Here is a 26,615-nt window from a genome sequence, read left to right as displayed (position 1 = left end):
AAGTAGGCAAATATAGCGAAAAACAAGCGCCCAAAGAGAAATAACGGAAGTTTGAAGATTCTTGTTTTTAAATGATTTTAGGTCGGCTAGGCCTTAAAAAATTAAGTGCCTAGTCACTCGATCAGATCTTTTTGTAGCTTCTGATAACGGTAGTGATGACATCATCTTTCTCGCGATGGCGTATTTTTACCGGTACGAAATCGATTTCTTTTGCAAGCCAAAAAACTGTTTCTCGTTTATTGCCGGTTCTAACCACTTTTACTTTAACCGTGTTAAAGGTTCCGGCTGGAGTTTGAACTTGCTCATTGCCTAGTTTCTGAAAGTTGTATTGCTTCACTTTTCCACGTTCGACAACGGTATAGTTTAGCTGCTGCTTATTGCTGCCAATATCATTCGCTAACACTAACTCCAACGAAGCCCTATCTTGAATGCCCGGTTGTACTGCCAGATTGAATTTATTATCTTTGTAACTACCAACGGCACTTTTGCCATTGAAGTGTATTTTGTCAATCCGTGATTTACTGCGACGCGATTGATTGAACAGATAATTTTGGGGCACGATGGTTTGCCCAGAAAATAGGCCATCTGTTTTTTCGGTGATCGTAATTCCTGTCAACATAGCGGCAATACCAGTGGCTTTTGTCGATTTTGAATAGATATAACGATTGCCAGAATACTGGAGTGACGCATTCAGATTACCCAGACTCATGCTGCCTTTGGCAACTGAATAGTCAGCTTCAAATGCTTTAGGTAAAGCCTGAGCAGCCTGAGTTGAAAGTAATATCAAACTCAGTAGAAACGTATAGAGCGCATTCTTTTTGGTATTAAAAACTGTAGCTAGTCTCATTATGTAAACTCAAAAGGGATTACTATAAAGACTAGCACAGAATTTAAAAGTTCAGATTGTTTCTACTTAACGGATGTTGTGGTTACAGCGGTCACTGTATTGACGCTTTCGCCATTAACCTGTTTCGCCTGCATAGTCAGCTAAACCAGGATTGTCGTTCATCCCAACGATCTTCGGGCGATTCATTTTAGGCAAGTTGAGCCTATCGTCTTTACCTTTTGCAGCCAGAATATAATCGCGCACAACATCCCACATTAAACGCCCTTCTGGCGTGCGATTAACCGTTGCCCAGCCGGCGAGTTTGTAGCTTTTGTCCGGTTCGATTTTTTCACCGTTATCCAGACGCGCATCAGTAATGCGCTCGTAAAGCTTTTTGCTTGGGTCGATGGTGTAATCCAATCCACCAACGCGCACCATATCGCCACCAGATTGAAGGTAAGGGTCGGGGTCGAATAGGTTGTCCGCAATTTGCTCAAGCGTTTCTAGTAACGCTTTGCCTGTGATTTCATTACTGTAGGTTTCTGCGTAGGTCATGGAGCATTGCGTCATGACATCTTCCATGGTGATCCAATCGCCTTTTAGAGTAGATGTTCCCCAGCGAACGCCAGCAGAGAATGAAATGTCTGCTTTGTATTCGTGACGAAGCGCGTTACACAACACCTGATCCCAGGTACCCATAAAGTTACCACGTCGGTACAACGTGCGATCGGCAATGGCTAATTTTTCAGTGAGAATCTCATCGTAGGTTTTACCCAGGCGGTCTTTGTTTACTTTGAAATTTTCATTACGCGCTTCAACAATATTTTCATCATATTTGGTGTTACGCATTTGTGACAGATAGGCTTCCATTTCTTTGTCGGCAGGCAACCAGTTCGTGATTACAGGCTTCATGTGATAATGCATATTGGTCTTGCCATCGGATATGTCAAAATCCATCACGCCAACGAATTTGCCATTAGAACCGGCATTGGTGACTAAGGTCTTGTTACCCCCTTTGCTCGTTACTTCGATTGGTTTTGGCATGCCGTCATGCGTATGACCACCGAAGATCGCATCAATGCCACCGACGTTTTCAGCCATCTTGATATCTACATCCATGCCGTTGTGAGATAGCATTACGACGGCATCAGGTTTTTCTTCGCTACGAATTTTCTTGACCAGATTTGCCATGTCTTCTTCACGCAGACCAAATGACCAGTCAGGGAAAAACTCTGGAGGATTAGCATTCGCTGTTCTCGGAAATGCTTGTCCGACTACCGCAATGCGTTTGCCGCCAACTTCTTTCATAACGTAAGGCTGGAAAGCATAGCCTTCATCTTCGTCATACAGTCCGCGACCATCATTTTCTTCTACGAGTTCTGCATAGGCATCATCCATCAAAGAGTCTTCTTTAACGCGAACATTCTGCCCGATGAAATCACCCTTGAATAAAGCCACATTGCTGAGTACTTCGGCTTCGTTATAAGTGAACTCCCAATGGCCGATCATCACATCTACACCCAGGATGTTAGACGCTTCAACCATGTCAACGCCGCGAGTCCATAAGGATGTACCAGAGCCTTGCCATAAGTCGCCGCCATCCAGTGTGATGGTGTTATCTTTGCCGCCGGCATCTTTGCGTAAGGAATCGAGCAGCGTTTTAAGGTGTGAATAGCCCCCGGTTTTACCGTATTTTTTTGCCGCATTATAAAAGTCGAGGTAGGTGTAGGCGTAAGCCTCTGGACCATCTAAAGGGAGCTCCATTTTTTCCAGGAGCTTTTTGCCGACAATATGTGGCGGTCTACCTAATGCAGGTCCAACACCTAAATTGACATTGGGCTCACGAAAATAAACGGGGAGTAACTGACCATGCACATCAGTCGTATGTAGGATGCGTGCCTGACCTTTCTTGGGTATCGAATAATAACCTTCTGGCATCGACGCCTGTTTGATATTTTCAGCCTGTGCCTGATGCATAATCCACGGTAAAGATCCGGCACTAGCGGTGCCTGCAGCAAGTATTTTAAGAAAGGTTCGTTTATCCATAGTAGGCATGGAGGACTCCTGTTTTTAGTATGAGGATACGTAAAGGAAGCCTGTTCAAGTGCTATAAACTTAAGCTCAAAAAAAATTGGGGAATGCACTAAAACCACCACGATTGGATGTGGCTTAAAAGCTCTCCTCTTGAACTTTTCTGGCACTTCTACGTGCCTTTTCATTGTTATTGACTTGAATAGTCTTCCTTGGAATTTACTGAAATGGGTAAAGAAAGTCTAGCTCATTATTAAATCTAATAAACTGTATTATGGGCAATACCGCAGTTCCACACTCACTAGGCGAGTTTGTATGCAGTGGACTAGTGTTTACCTTGATCGTTATTGTGGAATACCAGAATATTTCATTGATGTATTGAAAAAAACTTTGAAAAAGAGCGGTTTGAAAGACAGCTAAAACGATTGTACAGTCCCTCAAATGTCAGAAATAGGATAGACTGTGTCTACTGACCCCGCTAATTTTTACTTATGATTCGAATTGTTTCTTTACTGTGGTTACTGCTTTTGTCGATGACAAATAGTTTGGCCTATGCTGAAGACCCATTTATAAAAATTGGGGTGTTGAGTCATCGTGGTGATACCTTCACGCTGAATTCATGGGGACCCACTGCTCGTTATTTAACAAACAAACTTCCTGATTATGATTTTGAAATTATTCCTCTGGATTTTGATGAAGTCGATAGCGCGGTTAAAAATGACGAAGTTGATTTCATTCTGGTTAATCCGGGTATCTATGTAAATCTGGAATACAAATATCGTGTCTCCCGACTGGGGACTATGTACAACCTGCGTGGTGACGATGCGTATAAAGTTTTTGGCGGGGTAATTTTTACCCGAAAAGATCGCGAAGATATTCAAACGTTGGAAGACCTCCATGGTAAATCGTTTATGGCGGTTGATGCGACCTCTTTAGGTGGTTTTCAAATGGCATGGAGAGAGCTGCAAGCGAAAGGTATCAATCCTTATGAAGATTTCTCGAAGCTAGAATTTGGTGGCATTCACGATCATGTGGTGCGCTCTGTCATCAATGGTGAAATAGATGCTGGAACGGTACGTACTGATATTTTAGAACGTATGTCGAATACCGCTGGCTTAGATTTAACTCAGGTCCGAATAATCAATCCACAAACTGACAGCAACTTTCCTTTTAGATTAAGTACCCGCTTATATCCCGAGTGGCCATTTAGCAAATTGCAAAAAACCTCTGACGAGTTAGCGAAAAAAGTAGCCTTGGCTTTATTTGCCATGCCGAAAGAACACCCTGCTGCATTAGCAGGCAAATATGCAGTTTGGGATTTACCTTTAGATTATCAGCAAGTACACGAGTTATTTCAGGAGTTGAGGCTGCCGCCTTACGACCAGATTGGTAAGTTCACGGTCAAAGATGTCGTTAAAAAATACTGGTATTGGGGAGTCGCCGCTGCAATCGTTTTGCTAGGAATGGGCGTTATAACGTCAGCGGTGGTTCGTAGAAATAAGCGTTTAAAACGCATTCAACTGCGTATGGAGCGGCACTATGAAAGATTGCTTGATTCGGTCGGCGATGGAATTTATGGCGTCGACCTTAACGGCAATTGCACCTTCGCAAACAAAGCGACAGAAAATATAACAGGCTGGAAAACCGCTCAATTGGTCGGTAATAATCAGCACACTATTTTGCATCATTCGCATGCCGATGGTACGCATTATCCAGTGGAAGAATGTCCCGTTTATAAAACAACCAATGATAGTTTGCCGCGTTTTATAGATGACGATATATTTTGGAAGGCTGATGGCTCAACGATTTCAGTGGAATACAGCTGTACACCCATAAAAGGTCCTAGAAATACAACTATCGGCAGCGCGGTTGTGTTTCGCGATATCACACAACGCGAGCTGGTAAAAAAGAAAACCATCGAACATCAATTGCAGCTGTTCCATGTTGCGCGCTTGAGTACCTTGGGTGAAATGGCATCGGGAATTGCGCATGAGTTAAACCAGCCATTAACCGTGATAAATAACTATTCTCGTGCTTGTATCCGCATGTTGGGCTCTAAAGATTCAACAGATGAATCGATGCAAGATCAATGTTCTGAAGTCATGGAAAAAATATCTAAACAGGCAGAAAGAGCAGGTGCTGTAATCAAGCAAATCAGGCACTTCGTGAATAAAGACCTGCCAGATAAAAAGCCCGTTAAAGTGTCTGAAATGTTAGATGTGGTGTTAGAGCTAACGCACATGGAAATCGAGCGCAAGATGGTCACGCTTCAGCTGGATATTGATGATTCAGTAGAATGGGTTTTAGCGCAAGATACTCAAATAGAACAGGTTATTATTAATCTGGTTAGAAATGCTGTCGAGGCGATGGAAGATACACCAGAAGGCCAAAGAAACCTCATTATCAAAACCGAAAACCAGCAAGACGGTAAGTTAAAAATCAGCATTTCAGACTCCGGCTCAGGGATTGATAAGGAGGTAGTAGAGCAGCTTTTCGACCCATTTATTACTACCAAAGAGCAGGGTATGGGTTTAGGTTTATCGATCAGTCAGGGTATTATCGAAACACACGATGACAAGATAATTATTGAAGATAACGTCGAGGGTGGCGTTTGCTTTAGTTTTAAACTACCTATTGTCAAAAGCCCTAAAATAGAGAAAGAAAACAACATAAGAAAAACCAAAAACAAGGAAGTCGCATGAGTGAGCAAATAACTGTTTTTATTGTAGATGATGATGAAGAAGTTCGTGATTCTTTAAAACTATTAATAGAATCCGTTGGCTTGGAAACAGAAACCTTTGATTCTGCGCAAAGCTACCTGGATAGTTTTGATCGATCAAGAGCTGGTTGTCTGATCCTTGATGTTCGCATGAAAGGAATGAGTGGCCTCACCTTGCAAGAGCAGCTGAGCAAAGAACCTATCTGCCCACCGATCATCATAATCACTGGTCATGGTGATGTACAAATGGCGGTCAGGGCAGTAAAAGCCGGCGCTTCTGAGTTTCTTGAAAAGCCATTTAACGAACAAGAGCTATTGGACAGTATTCATGTAGCCATCGAAAAAGATGCTGAGCAGCGAGGCAGAGCCTCACGACTTGCCGAAATTCAAGCCAAAGTAGATAACCTCACCGATCGCGAAAAGGAAGTCATGGAGCTGATAGTCACCGGCATGCAGAATAAAAATATCGCTAGTGAACTGCATATTAGCCAATCGACAGTAGAAGCACATCGTTCCAAAGTCATGGACAAAATGCAGGCACGAACACTATCTGACTTGATGCGAATGATAATTTCATTACGGCCAATGTGATATGGCAAAAAAGTGTTTATAAGTGGGGGGGTGTAAACAAAGTTGCATTAATCAGACTTTAAACAGGTATAAATATGAAAAACACAATGAATCAGAATTTCCGTTCCTTTTTCGACGTGCTTGTGAGCTTTAATATTGCACGTTTATTGCTTCTGCTGTTTGTATTCTCGTTGCTGTTGCCGCAAATGCTTGCTGCGACAGAAAAGAAACCAACAGGCCCTGATCTGCATAAATTCTGGGATAGAAATTGCTCAGAATGTCACAGTCACTCAGGTGATTTCGCACGAACCTTTCTAAAAGTGGTTGATGGCAAGTTACAAGGACCGCTGCATAAAGAAAGCTTTCAGCTATTTCTGCATAACCATTATCTGGTAAAAAATCAGGAAAGTGCCATATACGACATGCTACTCGCAGAAACAGAAACCCCGCCTCGTTTTAAAGATGAATGTAGCTCCTGCCATAACAGAGCAGCGGAATTTGTTCGCACATCTCTGGTGTTAAAAGATGGCGAGCTTCATAGCAACAAAGATGATTCGAAAACGGGAGACTTTCTTCAATCCCATCAAGATTTGAAATCAGATGATGTTGCGTTTTTTTTGACTTTATTAACGCGGGTAGCAAATGAGGTTTATCGGCCTTGATTGAGAAAACGCCTAGCTTGAACTAATCATATAAGTAGCCATTAAGGAAACCAAACCCCGATACAGTCATAGATAAGCTCAAGTAGCGTTTTACCTTTATTCAAAATGTACACTGATATCATCCCAGAAGCTGCAGCAACAAGAATGATCAGGTACGTCTTTAAATACTTCCAAAGGGTATAACTTTAGGCTCTATCTGAAAGGATTTCTTTCCATGAACGGGAAGTGATTGTTACCTGTCCTTCGTGCATGATTTTGACACCCCCCTACTTATAGGCATTTTTTCTGTAAATCAACAAAGCAGAGGGGTAAGTATAACTTCAATTTCAAGCGTCAAATAATTCGTGTTCTGCAATGTGTTTGAGATGATTTAGTTCTCTTTTCAGCTTATCAATTTCATCCATTAGCTCCAAAGATAATGCCACTCCGGATAGGTTAATACCTAAATCTTGTCTTAAGCGTAGTGCTTTATGCGTGCGTATTTGCGCGCTTTGATGGAAGCGCCATTGACGGGTGGATTCGCCTTCAAGCGGTGCAATAACACCTTGATCAACCAGCCGAATGATAAATTCGGCAGGGGTTTGACAGCACTGGCATAGCTCTGCAAGATTTAAGGTTGGTTCTTCTTCGAGTATGCTTCCAGATATAATATTCATCACATTTGTACTCATCGTATTTTCTCTATGTTCTTGTTTGTCGCTTATTTATTAGATTTTTAAGTAATAAATAAGGTTTTCAATAATTGGCTTTTACCGATTTTAGAATAAATAACTGCGCGGATTAAAGTCGATCTCGTCGCGCATTTTTTCATTGAATTCCTTCACTTTAGGGTTTGAAGAAGGTGGTAGTGTAATTTGTAGTACTACATAAAAATCACCAGCATTTTTACCCGGGAGACCTTTGCCTTTCAATCTGAGCTTACGCCCCTGTTGAGAATCTGGTGGAATTTTCATATCCACTTTTTTGCCGTCCGGCGTAGGTACTTTTATCTTTGCGCCTAGAGTGGCTTCCCACGGGGCGACGGGTACATTCAAGGAAATATCTTTTTCGTTGATGTTATAGAGTTTATGCGGGTTGAAGGCGACTTCAATCAGCAAATCTCCTGGCTCACCGCCGCCATGTCCGGGGTTACCTTGTTTGCTAAGGCGAATGGTTTGACCTTCTTTGATTCCCTTGGGGATTTTTATGCTCAAGGTTCTATGTTTGCTGACGACTTGCCCTTGTTCATTGACTTCGGGAATCGCCATTTTTACGGATTGTTTGGTGCCATTTAATGAGTCTTCTAAATCGACCATGATCTTGGCGCGTACGTTTTCACCTTTAGCCTGAAAACCACCTGTTGCGCCGCCCGAACGATAGTAACGACCACTGCTGGCACGATCGCCACCAAATAAGTCTTCAAAGAAACTACTGTAATCTTCAGCGTTACCTTGTGTATAGCCACCGCCGCCAAAATCAAAATTCTGTTCCCAATCGGGTGGCGGTTGAAATCCGTCCTGACCTGCTTTCCAGTTCGCACCTAATTGGTCGTAAGCTTCGCGCTTTTCCGGGTCTTTAAGGACTTCATAGGCCTCGCCGACTTCTTTGAACTTCTTTTCGGCATCTGATTCTTTGCTGACATCCGGATGATATTTGCGCGCAAGTTTGCGGTAAGCACGCTTGATTTCATCTTGAGGGGCATCTTTTTTCAGCCCGAGAATTTCGTAATAGTCTTTATATTCCATAATTTTCTACTTTAAAGCTGTAACAACAGTGAAGCATTTTCAGTGAAATAAGTGAGCAATGCGCTGTTGAAAATGATTAATAAATATCGGTAACGATCAGTCAAATAACTCAAATTCGGTAATAATCGGCAAATGGTCGCTGGCTATTTTTGATAGCTTATAACGACAGCGTTTCGCTGAAAGTAGTCGCAATCCGCCGCGATAATAGATGCGGTCTAATCCACCTTTGGGCGAGAATGAAGGGTAGGTTTTAATCGCCTTGGGTGAACCCTTTTTGCTTTCTTTATCGGTGGCACACTGGAATTCTAAACCTTCAATAAATAATGAGCGTAACAGGGATCGCCAGTCGTTAAAGTCACCGCCGATAAGGCATGCGGCATCCTTGTCTAAATCCTCATATTCTTTTGATCGACATAAAACACCCGCTTGCTTTTGGCGTTCTTTCGCAGACAGTCCCAAGTGTAAATTGAATACTTCCAAAGGATAGGTTTTGCCGCTACTGCTTTCGACTTCAATGGTGGAGTGCTGGCAACCCCTGCGTTTGCGCTGACCGATGGTTAGGTCGATATTGCGTTCGCGTAAAATAGGAAAACGGCTTAGTGTGGCATTGCCATACCAGCCTTTTTTTACACTGACGTTGTGTCCCATAACGTAATGGGGATAGCCCAGCGCTTCAGATAATTCCTTGGCCAGCTCTAATTCACGAGAGCGGGGTACGCCTTCATCAACCTCTTGGAGCAGAACGATATCGGCATCGTGTTCGCTTAAAATTTCAACAATCCGCTCAGGGGCAAAGCGCCTGTCAAACCCTATGGCACGGTGAATATTGTAACTGAGAACACGAATTTTCAATTATCGATCCTTTTTATTCTTGTTTATCATTAATCACATTTAGTTTCTATTATTTAGCATAAGTTCTGAGAATAATATGACACTCATCAAGTCTTTGGTGCTTAAGGGGGTCTATTCTAAATAGAAAAGCCACCCCCCTACTTTAGGGCGTTTTTTCGGGTGAGCATCCTGTTTATTGAGCATAGCTTTAATTTTGGAGATAGGAATATGAATAATCAAACTAATAACAACAGTAACGGTGAATATAAGAAAGCTCTACAGCACCTTACACAGTTACAAGAGGAGCTGACGCAGCGCTTGGAAAATTTATCAGCTGACAGATCAAGTAGTCACAGTATTGACTCATCCGAACAAGCGGTAGAGCGAGAAAATGATGAAGTCGTCGACCAGTTAGAAAATGATACCAGAGAAGAGTTAGTGCAAGTGCAAAGTGCAATAAAACGCATCGAGAATGGTACTTATGGGATTTGTGCCAAATGCGAAGAAGAAATTTCGCCGCAACGTTTACAAGCAATACCGTATGCAACGCTTTGTATTCATTGCGCGGACGCCTAAGGTTTTAACCGCTAATATAAATTCTATAAACATTAAATAAAAATGAGACGAGGGTAAGATGAGTAGTATCAAACTAAAGCCCGAAGAACTTTATAGAGTAACGAATCCGGCAGACATAAAATATGACACGACTGCTGAAATCGATCACTCAAAATACGGTGCCATAGGCCAATCACGCGCGTTAGAGGCAATTGAATTTGGCGTTGGCATGCGCCGTGAAAACTACAATATTTATCTAGCTGGCTCCAAGGGGCTGGGTAAGCATGCGGTTATGCAAAAAGTGTTGGAACAGCATGCCAAAGATGAGAGTCCGCCATCGGACTGGTGCTATGTCGACAATTACGAAGAGTTTTACAAGCCAATAGCGCTTGAGTTGCCAGCGGGAGTTGGCTCTAAATTGCGCACCGACATGGCGCAGTTAGTGAGTGACTTATTACTGGCAGTGCCAGCTGCTTACGAGAATGACGAGTACCGCACTCGTATACAAGAAATAGAAAGTGCCTTCGAAGAGCGCAGAGAAAAAGCGTTTGCAGAACTTGCCGAAGAAGCTGATGCAGAAGGCATCACCATGATCAATACGCCGACCGGCTATACCATTGTCCCTGTTAGTGACGGCAAGCCAATGTCTCAGGAAGATTTCAAAAAACTGGATGAGATTGAGCAAAACACAAAACAGGAAAAAATAGACGAGATAAAGGAAAAACTAAAAGATCTGGTGATGGAAGTACCCGTTTGGGAAAAAGAAACCAGAGAGCAATTCAAAGAGCTCAATACCAGCTTTGCTAAATCATCCGTTAAACCCTTTCTGAAAGCGTTAATGGATAAGTATTCGAAAACACCAGAAGTTAAGAAATATCTTGATATTGTCAGTAAAGATATCGTGCAGAATATGCAGTTTTTTCTGCCGGTAAACTCGAACTCTGGCTTACTTGAAGGGCAGGGAGCACCACCATCTGCAGAACTTAGGCGTTATGAAATCAATGTGCTGGTTAATAATGCCGAGCTCCAGGGTACGCCCATCGTATACGAGAATAATCCTACCTATAACAACCTCATCGGCAGGATAGAACACATCGCACAAGATGGTGCTTTGATTACCGATTTTACGTTGATCAAACCCGGAGCATTACACAAAGCCAACGGTGGTTATTTGATTCTTGATATGCAGAATCTTTTAATGAATCCATTCGCATGGGACGGTTTAAAACGGACCTTATACGCCAAAGAAATTCGCATGCAATCGCTAGAAAGAATGCTCAGTACCGTAAGCACGGTGACTTTAGAGCCAGAAGCGATTCCTTTAAACGTCAAAGTCGTGTTGGTCGGGGATCGATATCTTTATTATTTATTAAAAACCTACGATCCTGAATTCAATGAGTTGTTCAAAGCGACCGCTGATTTTTCAGAATCGTTTGATCGAGATGCGGATTCCGTCAATCAACTGGCGCAGATTATCTCTATCGTTACCAACATAGAAAAAACACGCCCAATAAAACGCGAGGGTGTTGCCAGAATTATTGAGCATTGCTCCAGAGAAACGGGCGATGCTGAAAAGCTCTCTTTGCATCGGGGAAAGCTCAAAGATTTGATTGTTGAATCAGATTACTGGGCAGGCAAAAATGGTAAAGATGAAGTCGAAGTAGCTCATGTACAAAGCGCGATTGATTCGCGTATTCGTCGAGCCGACCAGATTCAGGAACAAGTTCGAGAACAGATTTTACGCGACATCATTCTCATCGATACCGAAGGCGAATGCGTCGGTCAAATCAATGGCTTATCAGTCTATCAATTGGGCGAAGACAGTTTTGGTCAACCTTCACGGATAACGGCAACGGCGCGTTTGGGACATGGCAATGTATTGGATATCGAGCGTGAAATAAAACTAGGCGGACCGATTCATTCCAAAGGGGTGATGATTTTATCGTCGTGTCTGGCGAATCGTTATGCTAAAGATCGGCCACTTTCACTTTCTGCAACATTAGTGTTTGAACAAAATTATGGGGGTGTTGATGGCGATAGCGCATCCATTGCCGAGTTCTGTGCGCTGATTTCAGCTTTATCTGGACTACCCATCAATCAAAGCTTTGCGGTGACAGGTTCCATTAATCAGCATGGTGCAGCGCAAGCAATCGGTGGTGTTAACCATAAAATAGAAGGATTTTTCGATATATGTAATGCCAGAGGTCTCAGCGGAAATCAGGGGGTGATTATACCTCGCGCTAATCTAAAGCACTTGATGTTAAGGCATGATGTTGTTACAGCGGTGAAGAAAAAACAGTTTCACGTACACACGATTGATGACGTTAATGATGCGCTTGAATTACTTATGGGAAAGAAAGTGGGCGTTGCCAATCGCAAAGGCAATTACCGCAGGGGCACGATAAATCATCTGGTAATGAAGCGTCTGGAAGAGCTGCATCAACTGCACGGCAAATACGCCATGACAGATAAAAGCTAGGTCGTTGTGATGTCTGAAAAAAGCGCTAATCAGAATATACAGAACAGTCCAGATATTGGGGTGAAAATTCTGTTAGAAAACCAGAAGAATCAGATTGAATCGCTGTTATCGGCAGCATCGTTGGCAAAAAATTTAAACGTCCAATTGCAAGGATTGTTGATCGAAGAAGAGAACCTGATTCGCGCTGCAGATTTATCCCTATCTTGTGAAGTGTCACTATGGTCGGCGGAAGAAAGGCATATAAATAGCGAAAGTATTCATCGGACAATGCGTGCTCATGCGCGTCATCAAAAGAAAGAACTGGAGAAAGTGGCTGCGCAGAAAAACATCGAATACTCGTTTGTTGTTATTCGCGGTGAAAAAGATAACTGGATTAAAGAGAATATTCGTTCATCCGATATTCTGTTTATTGGCGGTTATCAGTTAAAAGAAACATCGTTTGAAGCGTTTAAATATTGCACTAAAGCCACCCCCCCACTTATAGCCCTTTTTAATGGGTCGGTAGCATCAGAAAATGCATTAAAGATTGCATTGAAAATCGCCAAAAAAGATAAGTCATCTGTACAGATTTTGCTGCTTGCTGATGATTTTTCTGCTGAAGAATTTCAGAGAAATCAGTTAAATACACTATTAAAAAATCATGCGGATATTGCAGTAACAGTGGAATCAATATCGAAACAGCATATCGCGAGTACATTACGCAGAAAGCCAATCAAGATGTTAATCGCACCTGCTGATTTTGCCTTGGATCAGGGCCAAGAGCCTCTTGTTAAACTGCTACATCAGCTGTTATGTCCGGTTGTCTTGGTGAAATAGGATACTTGTTTGAGGGAAACTCAGATGATTATTTGAAGGATTTATCAGGACGAATACTGATGGATATCAAGACGCTTAGTGAGCACTTATGTAAGTATCATAAACAAGTCATTCTATAAAAGACTCGTCATAAACCTAACCAGGAGTATTGATATGTCCAAGATATGGATTGTAGTTGCAGATGAAGCAAAGGCTAGAATTTTTGCTGCAGAAAAACCGGTAGATCCGATTGTAGAAATTCAGACAATGACCTCATCAGAAGCGAACTTATTAGAGCAAGATTTAGTGACTGATAAGCCCGGCAGGGGCGTTAGCGGTTCAGGCCAGAACAAGCATGCTTTCGAGGTGAATTCTACTCATAAAGAGCAATACGCCGTTCAGTTTGCAAAAGAAATCAGCGATTATTTAGATGAAAACCTACGCACGAAGGCATTTGGAAAATTGCATTTAATCGCATCTCCTCACTTTCTTGGTCTACTGCGTAAAGAACTCAGTAAAAACGTTGAGAACGTCGTTTCGCTAGAACTCGATAAAGACCTAACCATGATGGAGCCTGAAGAAATTAGGGAACACTTGCCTAAATATCTATAAAACAAAAACACAAGGAATCAAGTCGATGAAGATAAGTTTTCACGGTGCGGCAGAAGGTGTGACAGGTTCTTGTCACCTTATTCAAGTAGCGGGTAAAAAGCTATTGATAGACTGCGGTCTGTTTCAGGGTTCCAGAGAGGTTGAGGAAGACAACGCCAAACCTTTCGGCTTTGATCCCGCCGCTATAGACTTCCTTTTATTGACTCATGCGCATCTGGATCATTGCGGTCGTATCCCTTTACTCGCTAAGCAAGGCTTTGAAGGGGAAATAATTACGACCATGGCGACTCAGGAATTAGCCCGTGTCGTAATGCTGGATTCTGCTCATCTAAATGAAGAAGACGTACGCCGTAAAAATCGTAAGCTGAAGCGTAAAAGACATGTTAAAGCACTGATTGAGCCTTTGTACACAACAGAAGATGCACTTTATGCGCTAAATTACTTCGGTCGTAGAGCAAGCTATAACAAGCCCATTCAAGTAGCAAAAGGCATCAAAGCAACCTTTATAGATGCCGGGCATATTCTCGGTTCGGCCTGTATTTTTCTTGAACTGGAAGAGGAAGGTCGTAAACGCACCGTATTGTTTTCTGGAGATTTGGGTACTAACGGTAGAGCTATCCTTCGAGATCCTGATACCCCTCCGCATGCTGATGTTGTGGTTATGGAAACGACTTATGGTGATAGAGCGCACAAAGAACTTGAGCCGTCTATTGATGAGTTTTTTGAAGCGATTAATCACACCGTATCACGTGGTGGAAATATCATTGTTCCAACATTTGCGCTAGAAAGAGCGCAAGAGCTTTTATATTACTTGCACGAGGGCTGGAAAGAAAAGCAGCTACCCAGAGGTTTGCAAGTGTTTCTTGATTCTCCTATGGCGATCTCAGCAACAAATATTTTTGCGCGCCATCCTGAATGCTATGACAGCGAAACCAAAAAGTTATTTGCCAGTGGTCATGATCCATTTGATTTTCCATCGCTGCATTTTTCTCATGAAGCATCAGATTCAATGGCGCTGAATAATATTCATAGCGGCGCGTTGATTCTTGCAGGTTCTGGCATGTGTACGGGTGGACGAGTGCGCCACCATCTGAAAAAGAATATCTGGCGAAAAGAGTGTAGCGTTATCTTTGTTGGTTTTGCTGCCAGAGGAACACTGGCGCGTCGAATTGTTGATGGTGCTAAAACCGTTTCAATTTTTGGTGAAGAAATCGCAGTCAATGCACAAATTTATACCATTGGCGGTTTCTCTGCGCATGCCGGGCAAGGTGAGTTACTCGCGTGGCATAAAGCGATCAATAAACCTCAAATCACCTATCTCGTGCATGGTGAAGTGGATGCAATGGAAGTATTTGCAGGGCTTCTAGAAGATACAGAGGTGCGTATAGGTAAGCGCGGTCAGGAGTATGAGCTTTAGTTCTGATTAGACAGGTTTACCTTCAACTATTGTCGAAAATAGGAATAACATCATGACTAAAGTATTAGCAGTGAATGGTTCTTATCGGGATGATGGTGTAACAGATAAAGCGGTAGATATACTCATTCAAACGCTCTTGAATCAGGGAATTGAAGTCGAGTATATCCATCTGCGTGATCATCCCATTGAATTCTGCCTAAATTGTCGAGAGTGCACACAACAAGCTGGAGAGAAGCCTGGCAAATGTGTCATCGATGATGGATTGAATGAGCTGGTAGAAAAAATAGAAAGCGCAGATGCTTACATTTTCGCTTCACCGACGAATTTTGGCTCTGTTACCGCGTTATACAAACGCTTCATGGAAAGATTAGTCGTTTATGGTTATTGGCCGTGGGGTGAGAAGTTTCCTCTGTTTCGAAAAGCTAAGATTCACCCAAAAAAGAAAGCCATTTTAGTGTCTTCGAGTGCGGCTCCCGGTTTGATGGGGCGGTGGTTGTTCGGAACCATTGGGCAACTAAAAAAATCAGCAGAAACGGTGGGCGCTAAACCTGTAGCGGTTTTGTTTACGGGTATGGCAGCAAGTAAACCAGATCAGGAATTAACCGAAACAAAAATAATGGATATACAACAGATGGCTGAAAAATTGGTTTAAAAAAACGCGCCAAAGGTGGGGGGTGGGTTAAAAATAAATTGTAAGATTTATCCTCTATTATTTATGCAATGAACTGGTTTTTCAGCTGCTTATGGACTCAATATGACCACTTTAAAATTACGTAAAATTGCCATCGATACCTACAAGGAAAATGTCGCGTATCTGCATCGCGATTGTCCCCTTTATCACACGGAAGGTTTTCAGGCGCTGAATAAAATCGAGATTTGGGATGGCGATGGAAGAGCCCCAGTCATTGCGGTACTAAATATCGTTGATGATGAAAATATCGTTGCTCCTGACGAGTTAGGATTGTGCGAACGAACGTTTCGCCAGTTTGGCGTAACCGAAGGGGAGTCTGTCAGCATCAATCACGCGACACCTCCTGCTTCTATTCTTGCGGTACACAGTAAAATTGCGGGTAACAGTTTAAGCGCCGATGATTATTTGAATATTTGTAAAGACATCGTAGCGAATCGTTATTCTAAAATTGAAATTGCTGCATTTTTAGTGGGAACCGCAGAATCAGGTTTGGAGCGCGAAGAAATTCTCTATTTAACGCAGGCTATGGTTGCCACTGGTGAAACGCTCGATTGGGAAGAATCTCTGGTTGTTGATAAGCATTGTATTGGCGGCATTCCCGGAAACCGAACCACCATGATTGTCACCCCTATTATTGCTGCGCATGGAATGCTGATGCCAAAGACATCCAGTCGGGCAATTACATCACCCGCAGGAACCGCAGATACGATGGAGGTTTTGGCTAATGTTGATTTGCCGCTAGATAAACTGCATTCAATTTTACGCCACCAGCGCGCATTTATCGCATGGGGCGGCACCGCTAAACTCGCACCTGCTGATGACTTTTTTATCTCCGTGTCGCGTCCGCTTTCACTGGATTCATCGAGCCAAATGATCGCGTCTATTTTGTCGAAAAAGGTTGCTGCTGGCTCGACGCATTTACTCATTGATATTCCTATCGGCCCCAGTGCAAAAGTGAAGTCACAATCTCATGCCTTAAAACTTCGTAAAATGTTTGAATATGTCGGTGACCGAATGGGGCTTGAAATAGATGTGGTGATCACTGATGGCAAACAACCCGTAGGCAGAGGAATTGGGCCCGTACTCGAGGTTCGCGATGTGATGCAAATACTGCAGAATGATCCTGAAGCGCCTCGTGATTTACGCGAAAAGTCATTGCAATTAGCGGGTCGTATACTCGAGTTTGATCCTGATGTTAGAGGCGGTGAAGGTTATAAATTAGCCTGCAATATACTCGAATCAGGGCGTGCGCTGGATAAAATGCAATCGATTATCAAAGCACAGGGTGAAAATACTGAGCCGGCTTTGCTGGGAAAATTAAAACATACCGTGACAGCGCTGGAGAATGGAACTGTAGAGGCGATAGATAATTTACAAATGGCGAAGATAGCAAGATTAGCAGGCTCGCCAATGGATAAAGGAGCGGGCGTTGATTTGCATAAAAAAATAGGCGATCAAGTTAGCCAGGGCGATCCTTTATATACTATTTACGCTGAAATTAATGCCGACTTTAATTTTGCCAAAGACTCTAGCGATAAAAATAATGGTTATCGAATCGAGTCTTCGAATCAGACATCGTGCCAGACATGACATCGTCCTCAAGGTATTTATTGCTAGGTTTTCCTGAGTCAAAAGGACAAGCCCAAGAGTTGGCGAAACTCACAGGGATTTCGTATGCGGACATTGATATCCATGTCTTTCCTGATGGTGAAAGCAAAATCACTTTGCCAGCAGAAGCGTTGAAATCTACAACTCAGATAGTCATATATCGCAGTCTCGATCACCCCAATAATAAACTCTTAGAGCTCATTATGGCGGCACAAGGCGCAAGGCAACTCGGGATTAAGAAGATTATACTGGTTGCCCCTTATCTGGCTTATATGCGCCAGGACATAGCGTTTAATCCGGGTGAGGTCGTCAGTCAGAAAGTGATTGGCAAACTATTGTCAGAAAGCTTTGAGGGCGTGATTACCGTAGATTCACATTTGCATCGCATAAGTAAACTGTCTGAAGCCATCCCGGTTGAATATGCGATTAATTTAACCGCGACTGAGCCCATGGGAGAATTTCTAAAACAACATGTTGATAGTCCTTTTTTGCTTGGCCCTGATGGAGAATCACGGCAATGGGTCGAGGCTATTGCCTTACCGAATAAAATGGACAGCAGTGTCGCTACTAAAGTACGTCGTGGTGACAAAAACGTAGAGATCAATTTGCCCGATGGAGATTATCAAGGGCGGAATATGGTTCTGGTTGATGATGTGGCGAGTTCCGGTCAAACACTGATTCAGACGGCAAAACAACTTCAGCAATATCAACCTGCTTCTATATCGGTATTGGTGACGCATGCTTTATTTATGGAAGGTTCTATCGAAGCGCTAAAAGAGCAAGGTGTAATCAATATCTGGAGTTGTAACAGCATCAAACATCCAACGAATCAGGTCTCTTTGACGGGTTTAATAGCAAGGGAATTAAAAGAAATTCTGCATTTAACTGGTGAAAATACTTAAAGGTTCTGAAAATGAGTTTTAACATTAAGAAGCTGTTAAATCCTGATGTTTATGATCATCCTGTTAAAAACATAGAGTTAATAGAAACCCATATTTCCTGGGTTGTGTTAACCGGTGACTATGCCTATAAAATCAAGAAACCGGTGAATTTTGGTTTTCTGGATTTTTCTACCTTGGAAAAAAGAAAGAAATACTGTGAACAGGAGTTAAATCTTAATCGCAGATTAGCGCCTGATATCTACCTGGATGTTGTTTCTATTTCAGGTACTGCTGAAAATCCTGTTATTTCAAATGATAACAATACAGTTGAATATGTAGTTGAATACGCGGTGAAAATGCGCCAATTTCCACAATCGGCACAACTCGATAATATGCTTCATGCAGGTAAACTCGGGAATAAGCACATCGATAGCATTGCGCAGATGGTTGCAACGTTTCATGAAAATACAGCGGCAGCAGGCGCTAACACGGATTATGGTAAGCCTGAAAAAATTTCCCAACCAGTCAAAGAAAATTTTGAGCACATAAGCGAAGCGTTGAAAGTATCTGCTTATGACGAAAAGTTGAGTGCGTTAAAAAAATGGAGTGAATCTGAATTTGCCCGGTTACAACCGGTTTTCTCCCAGCGCAAACGCGATGGTTTCATCAAAGAATGTCATGGTGACATGCACTTACGCAATCTCGTGTGGTTGAATAACAAAGCATTGGCTTTCGATTGTATAGAGTTTAATGATAACTTACGTTGGATTGATGTCATCAGCGAAATCGCTTTTTTGATTATGGATTTACAAGACCGCAAGCAAGATCAGCTGGCGTATCGTTTTTTAAATGCGTATCTGGAGATTACTGGCGACTACGAAGGGCTATCAATCCTGCCTTTTTATCTCAGTTATCGTGCGATGGTGCGAGCTAAAGTCGATGCCTTGCGTATTCAGCAAATAACAGATGATTCGAAAAACACAGCGCTGGCAGAGTTTGATTCGTACATCGCTTTGGCTTTACGTTACGCTAAAGAACGATCACCTGCATTAATCATTATGCGGGGTTTATCTGCATCGGGTAAAAGTACGGTATCCCAGCAAATACTGGAGAACACTGGCGCGATAAGAATACGTTCCGATGTCGAGCGCAAGCGACTGTTTGATGTGTCTCTTGATGTTACAGCGAAAACGTCTAATGCTGTTGATGAAGGCATTTACACGCCTGAATCATCTGAACAAACTTATGAAAAGCTTCTTGAGCTAGCATCGACAATCATAAATGCTGGCAATACCGTGTTGGTCGATGCCGCATTTTTAAAGCAACAGCAAAGAGAGCCTTTTAAAAAACTGGCTAAAAGTAGGGGGGTGTCATTTATTATTGTCGAAGTCAGTGCTTCCAATGATGTGTTGCGAGAACGAATCATTGCGAGAAAAAATGACGTGTCTGATGCGGATCTTGCGGTGCTTGAGCATCAAATAGCTCAATGGAAAGCGTTGAATGAAGAGGAGCTTGAGTTTGCTGTTACCGTGAATACTGAAAAGCCGTTGCAGTTGAAATGCCTGCTTGATGAGATTAAAACGTTGACTGACTAATCCCAATTATTGTTGTAGGGTTAGATATAGTCTCAGTTATAGGTCACCCCGCCACTTATGGGCACTTTTTAGTACTTATCTAATTTTAAATAATCCTGCTTATAAAACAGCACCAATTGCTTATAGACCTCTGCACAATATTCAAAGAGAATTTCAGGCGCAGTAAAAAAGTATTCACTGATCACGGCAAAAAACTCAGCGGGATTGGTCGCAGCGTATTCGTTGATTGTTGTTGGCTCGAAATTTTCTATTTGATTCACCAGAATATCGTAAGCGTGGCTGAGTGAATCGGTCCATTGCTTGCGGTGCATTTTCGGATGCAATGGTGGCATACCATTGGCACGACCATTGAGCATATCCAGTTTGTGCGTAAATTCATGAATCACAACATTATGCCCGGGGTGATTATGTAAGCTGTCGCGTTCGACGTCAGTCCATGCCAGTATTACTGGCCCTCTGGACCAGGCTTCGCCACTTAACGCAGAACTGGTTTCGTGAACTAGCCCGAAATTATCGGTGACGTTTCGATATACCACAAAGTTATCAGGGTAGACGACGATTTCTATCCAGCCATCATAATAGCTCATATTGAGGTTTAAAATAGGAAGGCAGGCCTGTGCAGCGATCATCAGCTTTTTTTCATCATCGACGACAAACCCACGAATGCCAGTGAAGGTTTTTTCGTAAATAAATAGACTGCTGAGCCTTTTTAATCGCGCTAACTCTCTGGGTTTTAATGATTTTAAAATTTGAATTTTATTGATTGCCTTAAGCCACAAAGCATCATCAACTAAATGTTTTCGCAGGATAAATTCTTCTTTAAATTTTCTAATCAAATCGAACATGAAATTGTTACCGTGTAGTGCGTAAACTCTGTTATTGAAAAAGTTGGCCAGTTTGTAAAGGTTATTTTCTAGAATGCGCTTAAATTGTTATTGTGGCTTTTAAACTATAGTTGGGCTGGACTACAGTTATTCAATAGGTATCTATATGAGTCGCATTCAATACAGGTTAAGATCAGAGCATTTTTTCATGAATATGTCAGCTTAAGTTAATGAAGCACAAGCACTCACAAGAGACTTTTCCATGGCGTGAAGGACATTCTATTGAATTCCTCATCGATGGTGAGCAGTTTTTTCCTGCTATGTTGAAAGCCATAGAAAAGGCAGAAAACTATGTGTTGATGGAGATGTATTTATTTGAATCAGGGGAAGTGGCAAATAAATTCATCAACGCTTTTTCTAACGCGGCACTAAGAGGCGTCTGTGTACAGTTGCTTGTTGATGGTTATGGCGCTAAGGCATTGTCTTCGAAGGATAGAGAGCGACTTACATCTTCTGGTGTGCAGTTGGCTTTTTATAATCCGCTCAGTTTCAAAACGCTCAAAGGACTAAAAAATAATTTAAAACGAACCCATCGAAAGTATCTGATTATCGATGGCGAGAGTGTGTTTGTCGGTGGCGCAGGTATTACAGATCATTTTTATGGCGATAACGCCTGGCGTGAAACCGTTGTTGATATTAAAGGAAAGGTGATTTCTGATTGGCATACCTTGTTTCTCGATATGTTTAGTCAATGGTCGGGCCAGCCTGTCCCGGCAGCAATAGAACCAGGCTCGATTGATAATGACATTTTGGGACGTTTGTCCTATACCAGCGGTGGTGAAAAATTAGAAATTAAACGTGTGCTACTTAACCGCATGAATAAATGCCAGAGCCGCGTCTGGTTTGCTTCCGCCTATTTTATCCCCTCGAGAAAAGTCAGGAAAGCACTGCGACGTGCTGCACTAAGAGGCAATGACGTGCGTTTATTGCTGCCGGGACCTGTTACAGATCATCCATCTGTGCGTTACGCCAGCAGACGATATTATGCGAGATTGCTACGCTTTGGAGTGCGAATTTACGAATACCAGGGACGTTTTACGCATACTAAAATGGTGTTAGTCGATGATTGGTATACGATCGGTTCTTCAAATGTGGATCGCTGGAATTTTCGTTGGAATCTGGAAGCTAATCTGGAAGTTCGGAGTAAACAAAGTGCAGAGATTGCACGTAAAGTTCTGGAAGACGACTTCGAGAATTGTGAAGAAATACATTATAAGCTTTGGGTGAATCGCTCTAAAATTCAACGATTTAAAGAGTGGTTGTGGGGCAAAGTGGATCTGTGGATGACGCGGAATCTTTAAAAGCCACCCCCCTACTTAGGGGGACTTTTTTGTGATGTTTGATAGTGGATTGGAGCTTTGTTGTTTAGAGCTTTGAGCTTAATCGGGATCAGGTGATTCGATTTCTTTTGGTCTCTTAACACTCAATGAGCGTTTTTTACTATAGCGAATAGCTACAGCTGGCTTGTCTTTGTCGGCTGATCTTTCCTTTGGTTCCGCAAAGTCGGATTGCCAGCCTCTACCACTATCTTTAGGTGCATCGGTGCCGACTCTGCTAACACCCACTTTTTTACCGTTGTTTTTTCTGTGCGTTCCACCATTTAATCTGCCAAATGGACCTTTGTGTTGGCGGCGTGATGCGCCATCTGCGGCCTTTTGCGTATTGTTGTTATTGTTATTGTTATTGTTATTGTTATTGGCTTTTGGTTTTGCGCCTGGCTTAGCAGGTCTCGTATTATTCTTTGGGTTTTTAGCCTTGATGTTCTTTTTGCCGTTTTGATTCCTTTTAGGCTGGTTTGGTCGATTATTTGCTTTCGCTTTTGGCTTTGGTTTGCTCAAATTTACAAATGGTTTTAGCGGTTCCAATCCCGGAATGTTCGCTTGTGGAAGCTTTTCTCCGAAGGTCTTTTCAAGATGTTTTAATTCGTTAAAGTTGTAACCATCAATAATCAGTAATGTTGGTTTTTCTCTGTCTTGATTGTGATGTTCTAGCCTTTTCAGGTAGTTCTCAGTCTTGTGTGGCAGGTCAAAATTGATGATGTTAGTGTCTGCAGTTTGAAGTTCTTCATTGCTGAATGAGTTATTGTCCTGATCACTATAAATCAGGATGTCGCACTCATCGAACTCTTCTGCATTAAGTTCATTGATTAACTCGGCAGTATGTCCATGATTTGCTAAATTTTCTTGTAAGGTTTTAGCTGCTTTATTGGTTGCTGTGTATATGAGTGTCGACTCACCTGAAAATTCGTCCATGAGATAATCCATCATCGCAATTTTATGCGTGTAGTCGTCTGCAATATGGACTTTTTGCGGCATGACGGATTTTATGTCTACTTTTTTGACGTTTTCAGTGTTGTTGTTTGTATTAGTATTATTATTCACGTTTTTATTTGTATTCTTGTTGTTATCTTCTGAAGTGTTTGTTTCGGTTTTTTGTTGAGGGTGTTTTGCTTGTTGCGCAACCTCATTCGTTGAGTCTTGTTCTTCCTCTTCTTCTTCCTCATCGACAGTAATTTGAACCGCGTCGGGGAAAAGGCCGGTGGCGTAAGGGGTGATTTCTTCATCACCTCTTACAAAGGTAATTGAGGAGCAGTCTGGACCAGCTTGTTGTAGTATATTTTCTACCAGACCTTGAAGATTTTTCTTATAAATACTGGATAGATCATCAATGATTAACATTTCAAGTTGAGAAAAGTCAGCTTTACCATTGTTCATTAAATCATTTAGACGACCTGGTGTGGCAATCATGATATCCAAAGGACGTCGCATTAGACGCATTTGCGTTTGATAAGGACGACCGCTGACGATAAAGCCAAAGCGCATCACAAGGTCATTGCTCAAACGTTTAATGGTGTAATTGATTTGGCTTACGCGATCACGGCGTGAAGTTAAAATCAATACACGCGCGCCACGTTTTTCAGGAGCTGGATTTTCAAGAATATAATTCATTGCAGGAATCAAGAAAGCACCTGTTTTACCTGATGCGGATTGGCTCCAGATGAGCGCACTTTTTCGTTCTGCAACTAAAGGAATCAGTTGTGTTTGAAGTTCTGTCGGCGATTTATAGCCCGACTCTTCAATCGATTTTATGAAGTCTTTATTTAAATTAAAGTCTGAAAATGACAAGTTTTGTCCCCCCTGCTTGAAATGCAGGTATTACTCTATAGCTGATGTTATATGGTATTTGTTAATAAAAATAACGGCTTAGTTAGTTTGAATGATTATTTCGCTCTGGAAATTTACATTAGAAATTATTGGATGCCAGTCCCCATTGTTCTTGCATTAACATCATTTTTAAAATGACTTAATTGAAGGCATCACGACACCCCTAACGGGTGTAAGCATAAGCAATGTTTCATGAGGTTTACGCACTTAAATTTTATTTATTTAAGTGGTTTCTTGAAAAATACATTGCACTCAAATATTAACTTATAACAAATAAGGTTTTTAGTCAAGTATAGCGGCTTTGAGGGCTATTTTACGGTCTGAACGGTCGTTTTGTGGCTATTGGTGTTCAACTAGCGCGGTAAAAGATCGCGCCAGTTTTTTTCTTCGTCACGTAAAGTGAGTATTTCTACGCCGTCTGATGTTACGTTAAGCGTGTGCTCCCACTGTGCAGATAGTTTGTGGTCTTTGGTTATTACTGTCCAGTTATCAGGCAGTGTTTTTATATGACGCTTACCTTGGTTAACCATCGGTTCGATGGTGAAAGTCATGCCTTCTTCCAAGGTCACGCCTGTGTCTGGTTTGCCGTAGTGAAGTACCTGAGGTTCTTCATGAAACACTTCGCCAATGCCATGTCCGCAGTATTCGCGCACGATAGAATAATGCTGTGCTTCTGAATAGGTTTGGATAGCGTGGCCAATGTCACCTAGTTTAATACCTGGTCTAACCATGTCGATACCGATATAAAGTGCTTTTTGAGCAACGTCACAAAGACGTTTGGTTGCAACATTAGGTTCTCCTGCATAAAACATCTTGCTGGTATCACCGTGGAAGCCATCTTTTATAACAGTGATATCTATATTAATGATATCGCCTTTCTTTAGTTTTTTGTCACTAGGGATTCCATGGCACACTTGATAATTGACAGACGTACAGATTGATTTTGGAAAGCCATGATAATTTAAAGGTGCTGGGATGGCCTGCTGCTCGTTAACGATATAGTCATGGCAGATCCTGTCTAGCTCTTCAGTAGTTACGCCCGGTACAACGTAAGGCCCAATCATATCTAATACGTCAGCCGCGAGACGACCGGCAACACGCATTTTTTCTATTTGCTCGGGTGATTTGATCTGAATTGCCATAATAACCTTTAGTAATAATCTAGTAAGTGAGGTAAACGCGGATTATGCTACTTTTTTAATGAGAGTGAAACAGTTGTGAGAAGTATCTGTTTATGATATAAAGTGCGCCGCGCAGAATTTGCTAGATTTATGAGTAGATTTTCGCGAAATTCAATGGAATATCGAGGGTAGTGCCTTTTTATTTCAAATTCACACACATATCACCAAGATATAGCAGGGTGCTTGTGGCTTAAATGTTTAAGTCTTCAGGTTGTTATATTGGATATGTGGAGGCCTAACCCAAGAGGATATTATTATGGCTAAAGTTACTATGCGCCAAATGCTGGAAGCTGGTGTTCATTTCGGACATCAAACCCGCTACTGGAACCCTAAAATGGCACCTTATATTTTTGGTGACCGAAATAAAATTCATATCATTAACCTTGAAAAGACGTTGCCGTTATTTAACGACGCGTTGAACTTTGCTGGCAATATCGCTGCAAAAGGTGGCAAGGTAATGTTCGTTGGTACTAAGCGTGCAGCACAAACTGCAATTCGTGAAGAAGCAACTCGTTGTAAAATGCCTTTCGTTGACCAACGTTGGTTAGGCGGAATGCTTACAAACTACAAGACTGTTAAGCAATCTGTTCGTCGTATGCAAGAAATCGAAAAGATGGAAGCTGACGGAACAATCAATCGCGGTGGTAAAAAAGAAGCATTAATGCTTTCTCGTGAATACGAGAAGTTAAACAAAGGTCTTGGTGGAATTAAAGACATGCGTTCATTGCCTGATGCGCTTTTCATTATCGACGTAGGTCATGAAAGCATCGCTGTTAAAGAAGCAAAGACACTTGGAATTCCAGTGATCGGTGTTGTTGATACTAATAATACTGCTGCTAACATTGATTATGTAATCCCTGGAAATGATGACGCGATTCGCGCAATCCAGCTTTACACTTCTGCTATTGCTGATTCAGTTGTTGAAGGTCATTTAGCTGCTGCAACTAATGCTGAAGAAATGGCAGCTGCTGCGCCAGCTCCTAAAGCTAAAGCTGCTGATAAGCCAGCTGCTCCTGCTGCAAAAGTTACAAAGAAAGAAGCTCCTGCTGCTGCGAAAGAAGAAGCGCCAGCTAAAGAAGAAGCACCTAAAGCTGCTGCTGAAGCAGATGACCTAAAGAAAATTGAAGGAATCGGTCCAAAGATTGCTGAAGTTCTAGGCGAAGCAGGTGTTACTACTTATGCTCAATTAGCAGGTATGGAACGCGATGCAATTAAAGCGATCCTTGATACTGTAGCTACATTAAAGTCTAAAGAGCCTAAAACTTGGCCTCAACAAGCACAATTAGCTGCTGACGGTAAGTGGGACGAGCTTAAGACTTTACAAGATGAGCTTATGGGTGGCCTTTAAGCCCCTCGATAACATTCAATACGTTTAAATTTAGATTTTAGG

The 26,615-nt window shown here is 42.1% G+C and carries 22 protein-coding genes and 1 pseudogene; 15 read left to right on the top strand and 8 right to left on the bottom strand.

The features are described from left to right. Positions 1-121: 121 nt before the first annotated feature. Together EV695_RS02975 and EV695_RS02970 are read right to left on the bottom strand one after the other, a co-directional pair. Positions 122-847, bottom strand: a complete 726-nt coding sequence (locus EV695_RS02975) for a DUF3108 domain-containing protein (RefSeq protein WP_131904420.1) — start codon at positions 845-847, stop codon at positions 122-124. A 114-nt stretch (positions 848-961) separates the two neighbouring features. Beyond that, positions 962-2,881, bottom strand: coding sequence for a 5'-nucleotidase C-terminal domain-containing protein (locus tag EV695_RS02970; protein ID WP_131904419.1), 1,920 nt, complete (start codon positions 2,879-2,881; stop codon positions 962-964). A gap of 509 nt (positions 2,882-3,390) precedes the next feature. Here EV695_RS02970 and EV695_RS02965 point away from each other — a divergent pair. From EV695_RS02965 to EV695_RS02955, 3 genes are all read left to right on the top strand, one after another. Continuing rightward, positions 3,391-5,559, top strand: coding sequence for a PhnD/SsuA/transferrin family substrate-binding protein (locus EV695_RS02965; protein ID WP_243651493.1), 2,169 nt, complete (start codon positions 3,391-3,393; stop codon positions 5,557-5,559). Beyond that, positions 5,556-6,167, top strand: coding sequence for a response regulator transcription factor (locus tag EV695_RS02960; protein ID WP_131904418.1), 612 nt, complete (start codon positions 5,556-5,558; stop codon positions 6,165-6,167). The genes EV695_RS02965 and EV695_RS02960 overlap by 4 nt, the downstream gene beginning before the upstream one ends. A gap of 74 nt (positions 6,168-6,241) precedes the next feature. Further along, on the top strand, positions 6,242-6,808 hold the full coding sequence (locus tag EV695_RS02955) for a hypothetical protein (protein ID WP_131904417.1): 567 nt from the start codon (positions 6,242-6,244) through the stop codon (positions 6,806-6,808). Positions 6,809-7,134: 326 nt separating this feature from the next. Here EV695_RS02955 and EV695_RS02950 read toward each other — a convergent pair whose 3' ends face one another. The 3 genes from EV695_RS02950 to EV695_RS02940 all read right to left on the bottom strand — a co-directional run bounded on the left by EV695_RS02950 (position 7,135) and on the right by EV695_RS02940 (position 9,384). Next, positions 7,135-7,479 carry a chaperone modulator CbpM gene (locus tag EV695_RS02950; protein ID WP_131904416.1) on the bottom strand — a complete coding sequence of 115 codons (345 nt, stop codon included), beginning with the start codon at positions 7,477-7,479 and terminating at the stop codon, positions 7,135-7,137. Positions 7,480-7,566: 87 nt separating this feature from the next. Next, positions 7,567-8,532, bottom strand: coding sequence for a DnaJ C-terminal domain-containing protein (locus EV695_RS02945; protein ID WP_131904415.1), 966 nt, complete (start codon positions 8,530-8,532; stop codon positions 7,567-7,569). 96 nt (positions 8,533-8,628) lie between these two features. Next, positions 8,629-9,384 carry an endonuclease/exonuclease/phosphatase family protein gene (locus EV695_RS02940; protein ID WP_131904414.1) on the bottom strand — a complete coding sequence of 252 codons (756 nt, stop codon included), beginning with the start codon at positions 9,382-9,384 and terminating at the stop codon, positions 8,629-8,631. Between the two features lie 207 nt (positions 9,385-9,591). On the opposite strand from EV695_RS02940, the gene EV695_RS02935 reads away from it, so the two are divergent. From EV695_RS02935 to EV695_RS02895, 9 genes are all read left to right on the top strand, one after another. After that, the gene (locus EV695_RS02935; protein ID WP_131904413.1) at positions 9,592-9,939 is read left to right on the top strand and encodes a TraR/DksA family transcriptional regulator; all 348 of its coding nucleotides are present in this window, start codon (positions 9,592-9,594) and stop codon (positions 9,937-9,939) included. A 58-nt stretch (positions 9,940-9,997) separates the two neighbouring features. Next, complete coding sequence (locus tag EV695_RS02930) at positions 9,998-12,397, top strand: ATP-binding protein (RefSeq protein ID WP_131904412.1); 2,400 nt, start codon at positions 9,998-10,000, stop codon at positions 12,395-12,397. Between the two features lie 9 nt (positions 12,398-12,406). Continuing rightward, positions 12,407-13,213, top strand: a complete 807-nt coding sequence (locus EV695_RS02925; RefSeq protein WP_131904411.1) for a hypothetical protein — start codon at positions 12,407-12,409, stop codon at positions 13,211-13,213. A 153-nt stretch (positions 13,214-13,366) separates the two neighbouring features. Then, entirely contained in the window at positions 13,367-13,804 is a 438-nt protein-coding gene (locus EV695_RS02920; RefSeq protein ID WP_131904410.1) for a host attachment protein, read from the top strand. A 25-nt stretch (positions 13,805-13,829) separates the two neighbouring features. Next, positions 13,830-15,221, top strand: coding sequence for an MBL fold metallo-hydrolase RNA specificity domain-containing protein (locus EV695_RS02915; RefSeq protein ID WP_131904409.1), 1,392 nt, complete (start codon positions 13,830-13,832; stop codon positions 15,219-15,221). Between the two features lie 52 nt (positions 15,222-15,273). Beyond that, on the top strand, positions 15,274-15,873 hold the full coding sequence (locus EV695_RS02910; protein WP_131904408.1) for a flavodoxin family protein: 600 nt from the start codon (positions 15,274-15,276) through the stop codon (positions 15,871-15,873). A gap of 102 nt (positions 15,874-15,975) precedes the next feature. After that, entirely contained in the window at positions 15,976-17,502 is a 1,527-nt protein-coding gene (locus tag EV695_RS02905) for a thymidine phosphorylase family protein (protein ID WP_131904407.1), read from the top strand. Beyond that, on the top strand, positions 17,499-18,422 hold the full coding sequence (locus EV695_RS02900) for a ribose-phosphate diphosphokinase (RefSeq protein ID WP_131904406.1): 924 nt from the start codon (positions 17,499-17,501) through the stop codon (positions 18,420-18,422). The genes EV695_RS02905 and EV695_RS02900 overlap by 4 nt, the downstream gene beginning before the upstream one ends. Before the next feature lie 11 nt (positions 18,423-18,433). Then, the gene (locus EV695_RS02895; protein WP_131904405.1) at positions 18,434-19,996 is read left to right on the top strand and encodes a bifunctional aminoglycoside phosphotransferase/ATP-binding protein; all 1,563 of its coding nucleotides are present in this window, start codon (positions 18,434-18,436) and stop codon (positions 19,994-19,996) included. Positions 19,997-20,064: 68 nt separating this feature from the next. Here EV695_RS02895 and EV695_RS02890 read toward each other — a convergent pair whose 3' ends face one another. Further along, positions 20,065-20,841, bottom strand: a complete 777-nt coding sequence (locus tag EV695_RS02890; RefSeq protein WP_131904404.1) for a M90 family metallopeptidase — start codon at positions 20,839-20,841, stop codon at positions 20,065-20,067. 209 nt (positions 20,842-21,050) lie between these two features. On the opposite strand from EV695_RS02890, the gene EV695_RS02885 reads away from it, so the two are divergent. Next, entirely contained in the window at positions 21,051-22,181 is a 1,131-nt protein-coding gene (locus EV695_RS02885) for a phospholipase D-like domain-containing protein (protein ID WP_131904403.1), read from the top strand. A 78-nt stretch (positions 22,182-22,259) separates the two neighbouring features. On the opposite strand, the gene EV695_RS02880 is transcribed toward EV695_RS02885, so the two are convergent. Together EV695_RS02880 and map are read right to left on the bottom strand one after the other, a co-directional pair. Further along, positions 22,260-24,005 (bottom strand): DEAD/DEAH box helicase, encoded by a 1,746-nt coding sequence (locus EV695_RS02880; protein WP_131904402.1) that lies wholly within the window; start codon positions 24,003-24,005, stop codon positions 22,260-22,262. A gap of 392 nt (positions 24,006-24,397) precedes the next feature. Further along, entirely contained in the window at positions 24,398-25,186 is a 789-nt protein-coding gene (map, locus tag EV695_RS02875; RefSeq protein ID WP_131904401.1) for a type I methionyl aminopeptidase, read from the bottom strand. A 295-nt stretch (positions 25,187-25,481) separates the two neighbouring features. On the opposite strand from map, the pseudogene rpsB reads away from it, so the two are divergent. Beyond that, positions 25,482-26,201 (top strand): annotated as a pseudogene (rpsB, locus tag EV695_RS20330) (30S ribosomal protein S2); the annotation flags it as partial. Further along, positions 26,184-26,573: a helix-hairpin-helix domain-containing protein gene (locus EV695_RS20455; protein ID WP_279388031.1), complete on the top strand. Its 390-nt coding sequence runs from the start codon at positions 26,184-26,186 to the stop codon at positions 26,571-26,573. The pseudogene rpsB and the gene EV695_RS20455, both read left to right, overlap by 18 nt. The last annotated feature ends 42 nt before the right edge of the window (positions 26,574-26,615 follow it).

This window comes from Cocleimonas flava (assembly GCF_004339015.1).
Lineage (GTDB): Bacteria > Pseudomonadota > Gammaproteobacteria > Thiotrichales > Thiotrichaceae > Cocleimonas > Cocleimonas flava.
Note: the sequence above shows the minus strand (reverse complement) of the source record. Positions and strands in the feature narration are given on the sequence as shown.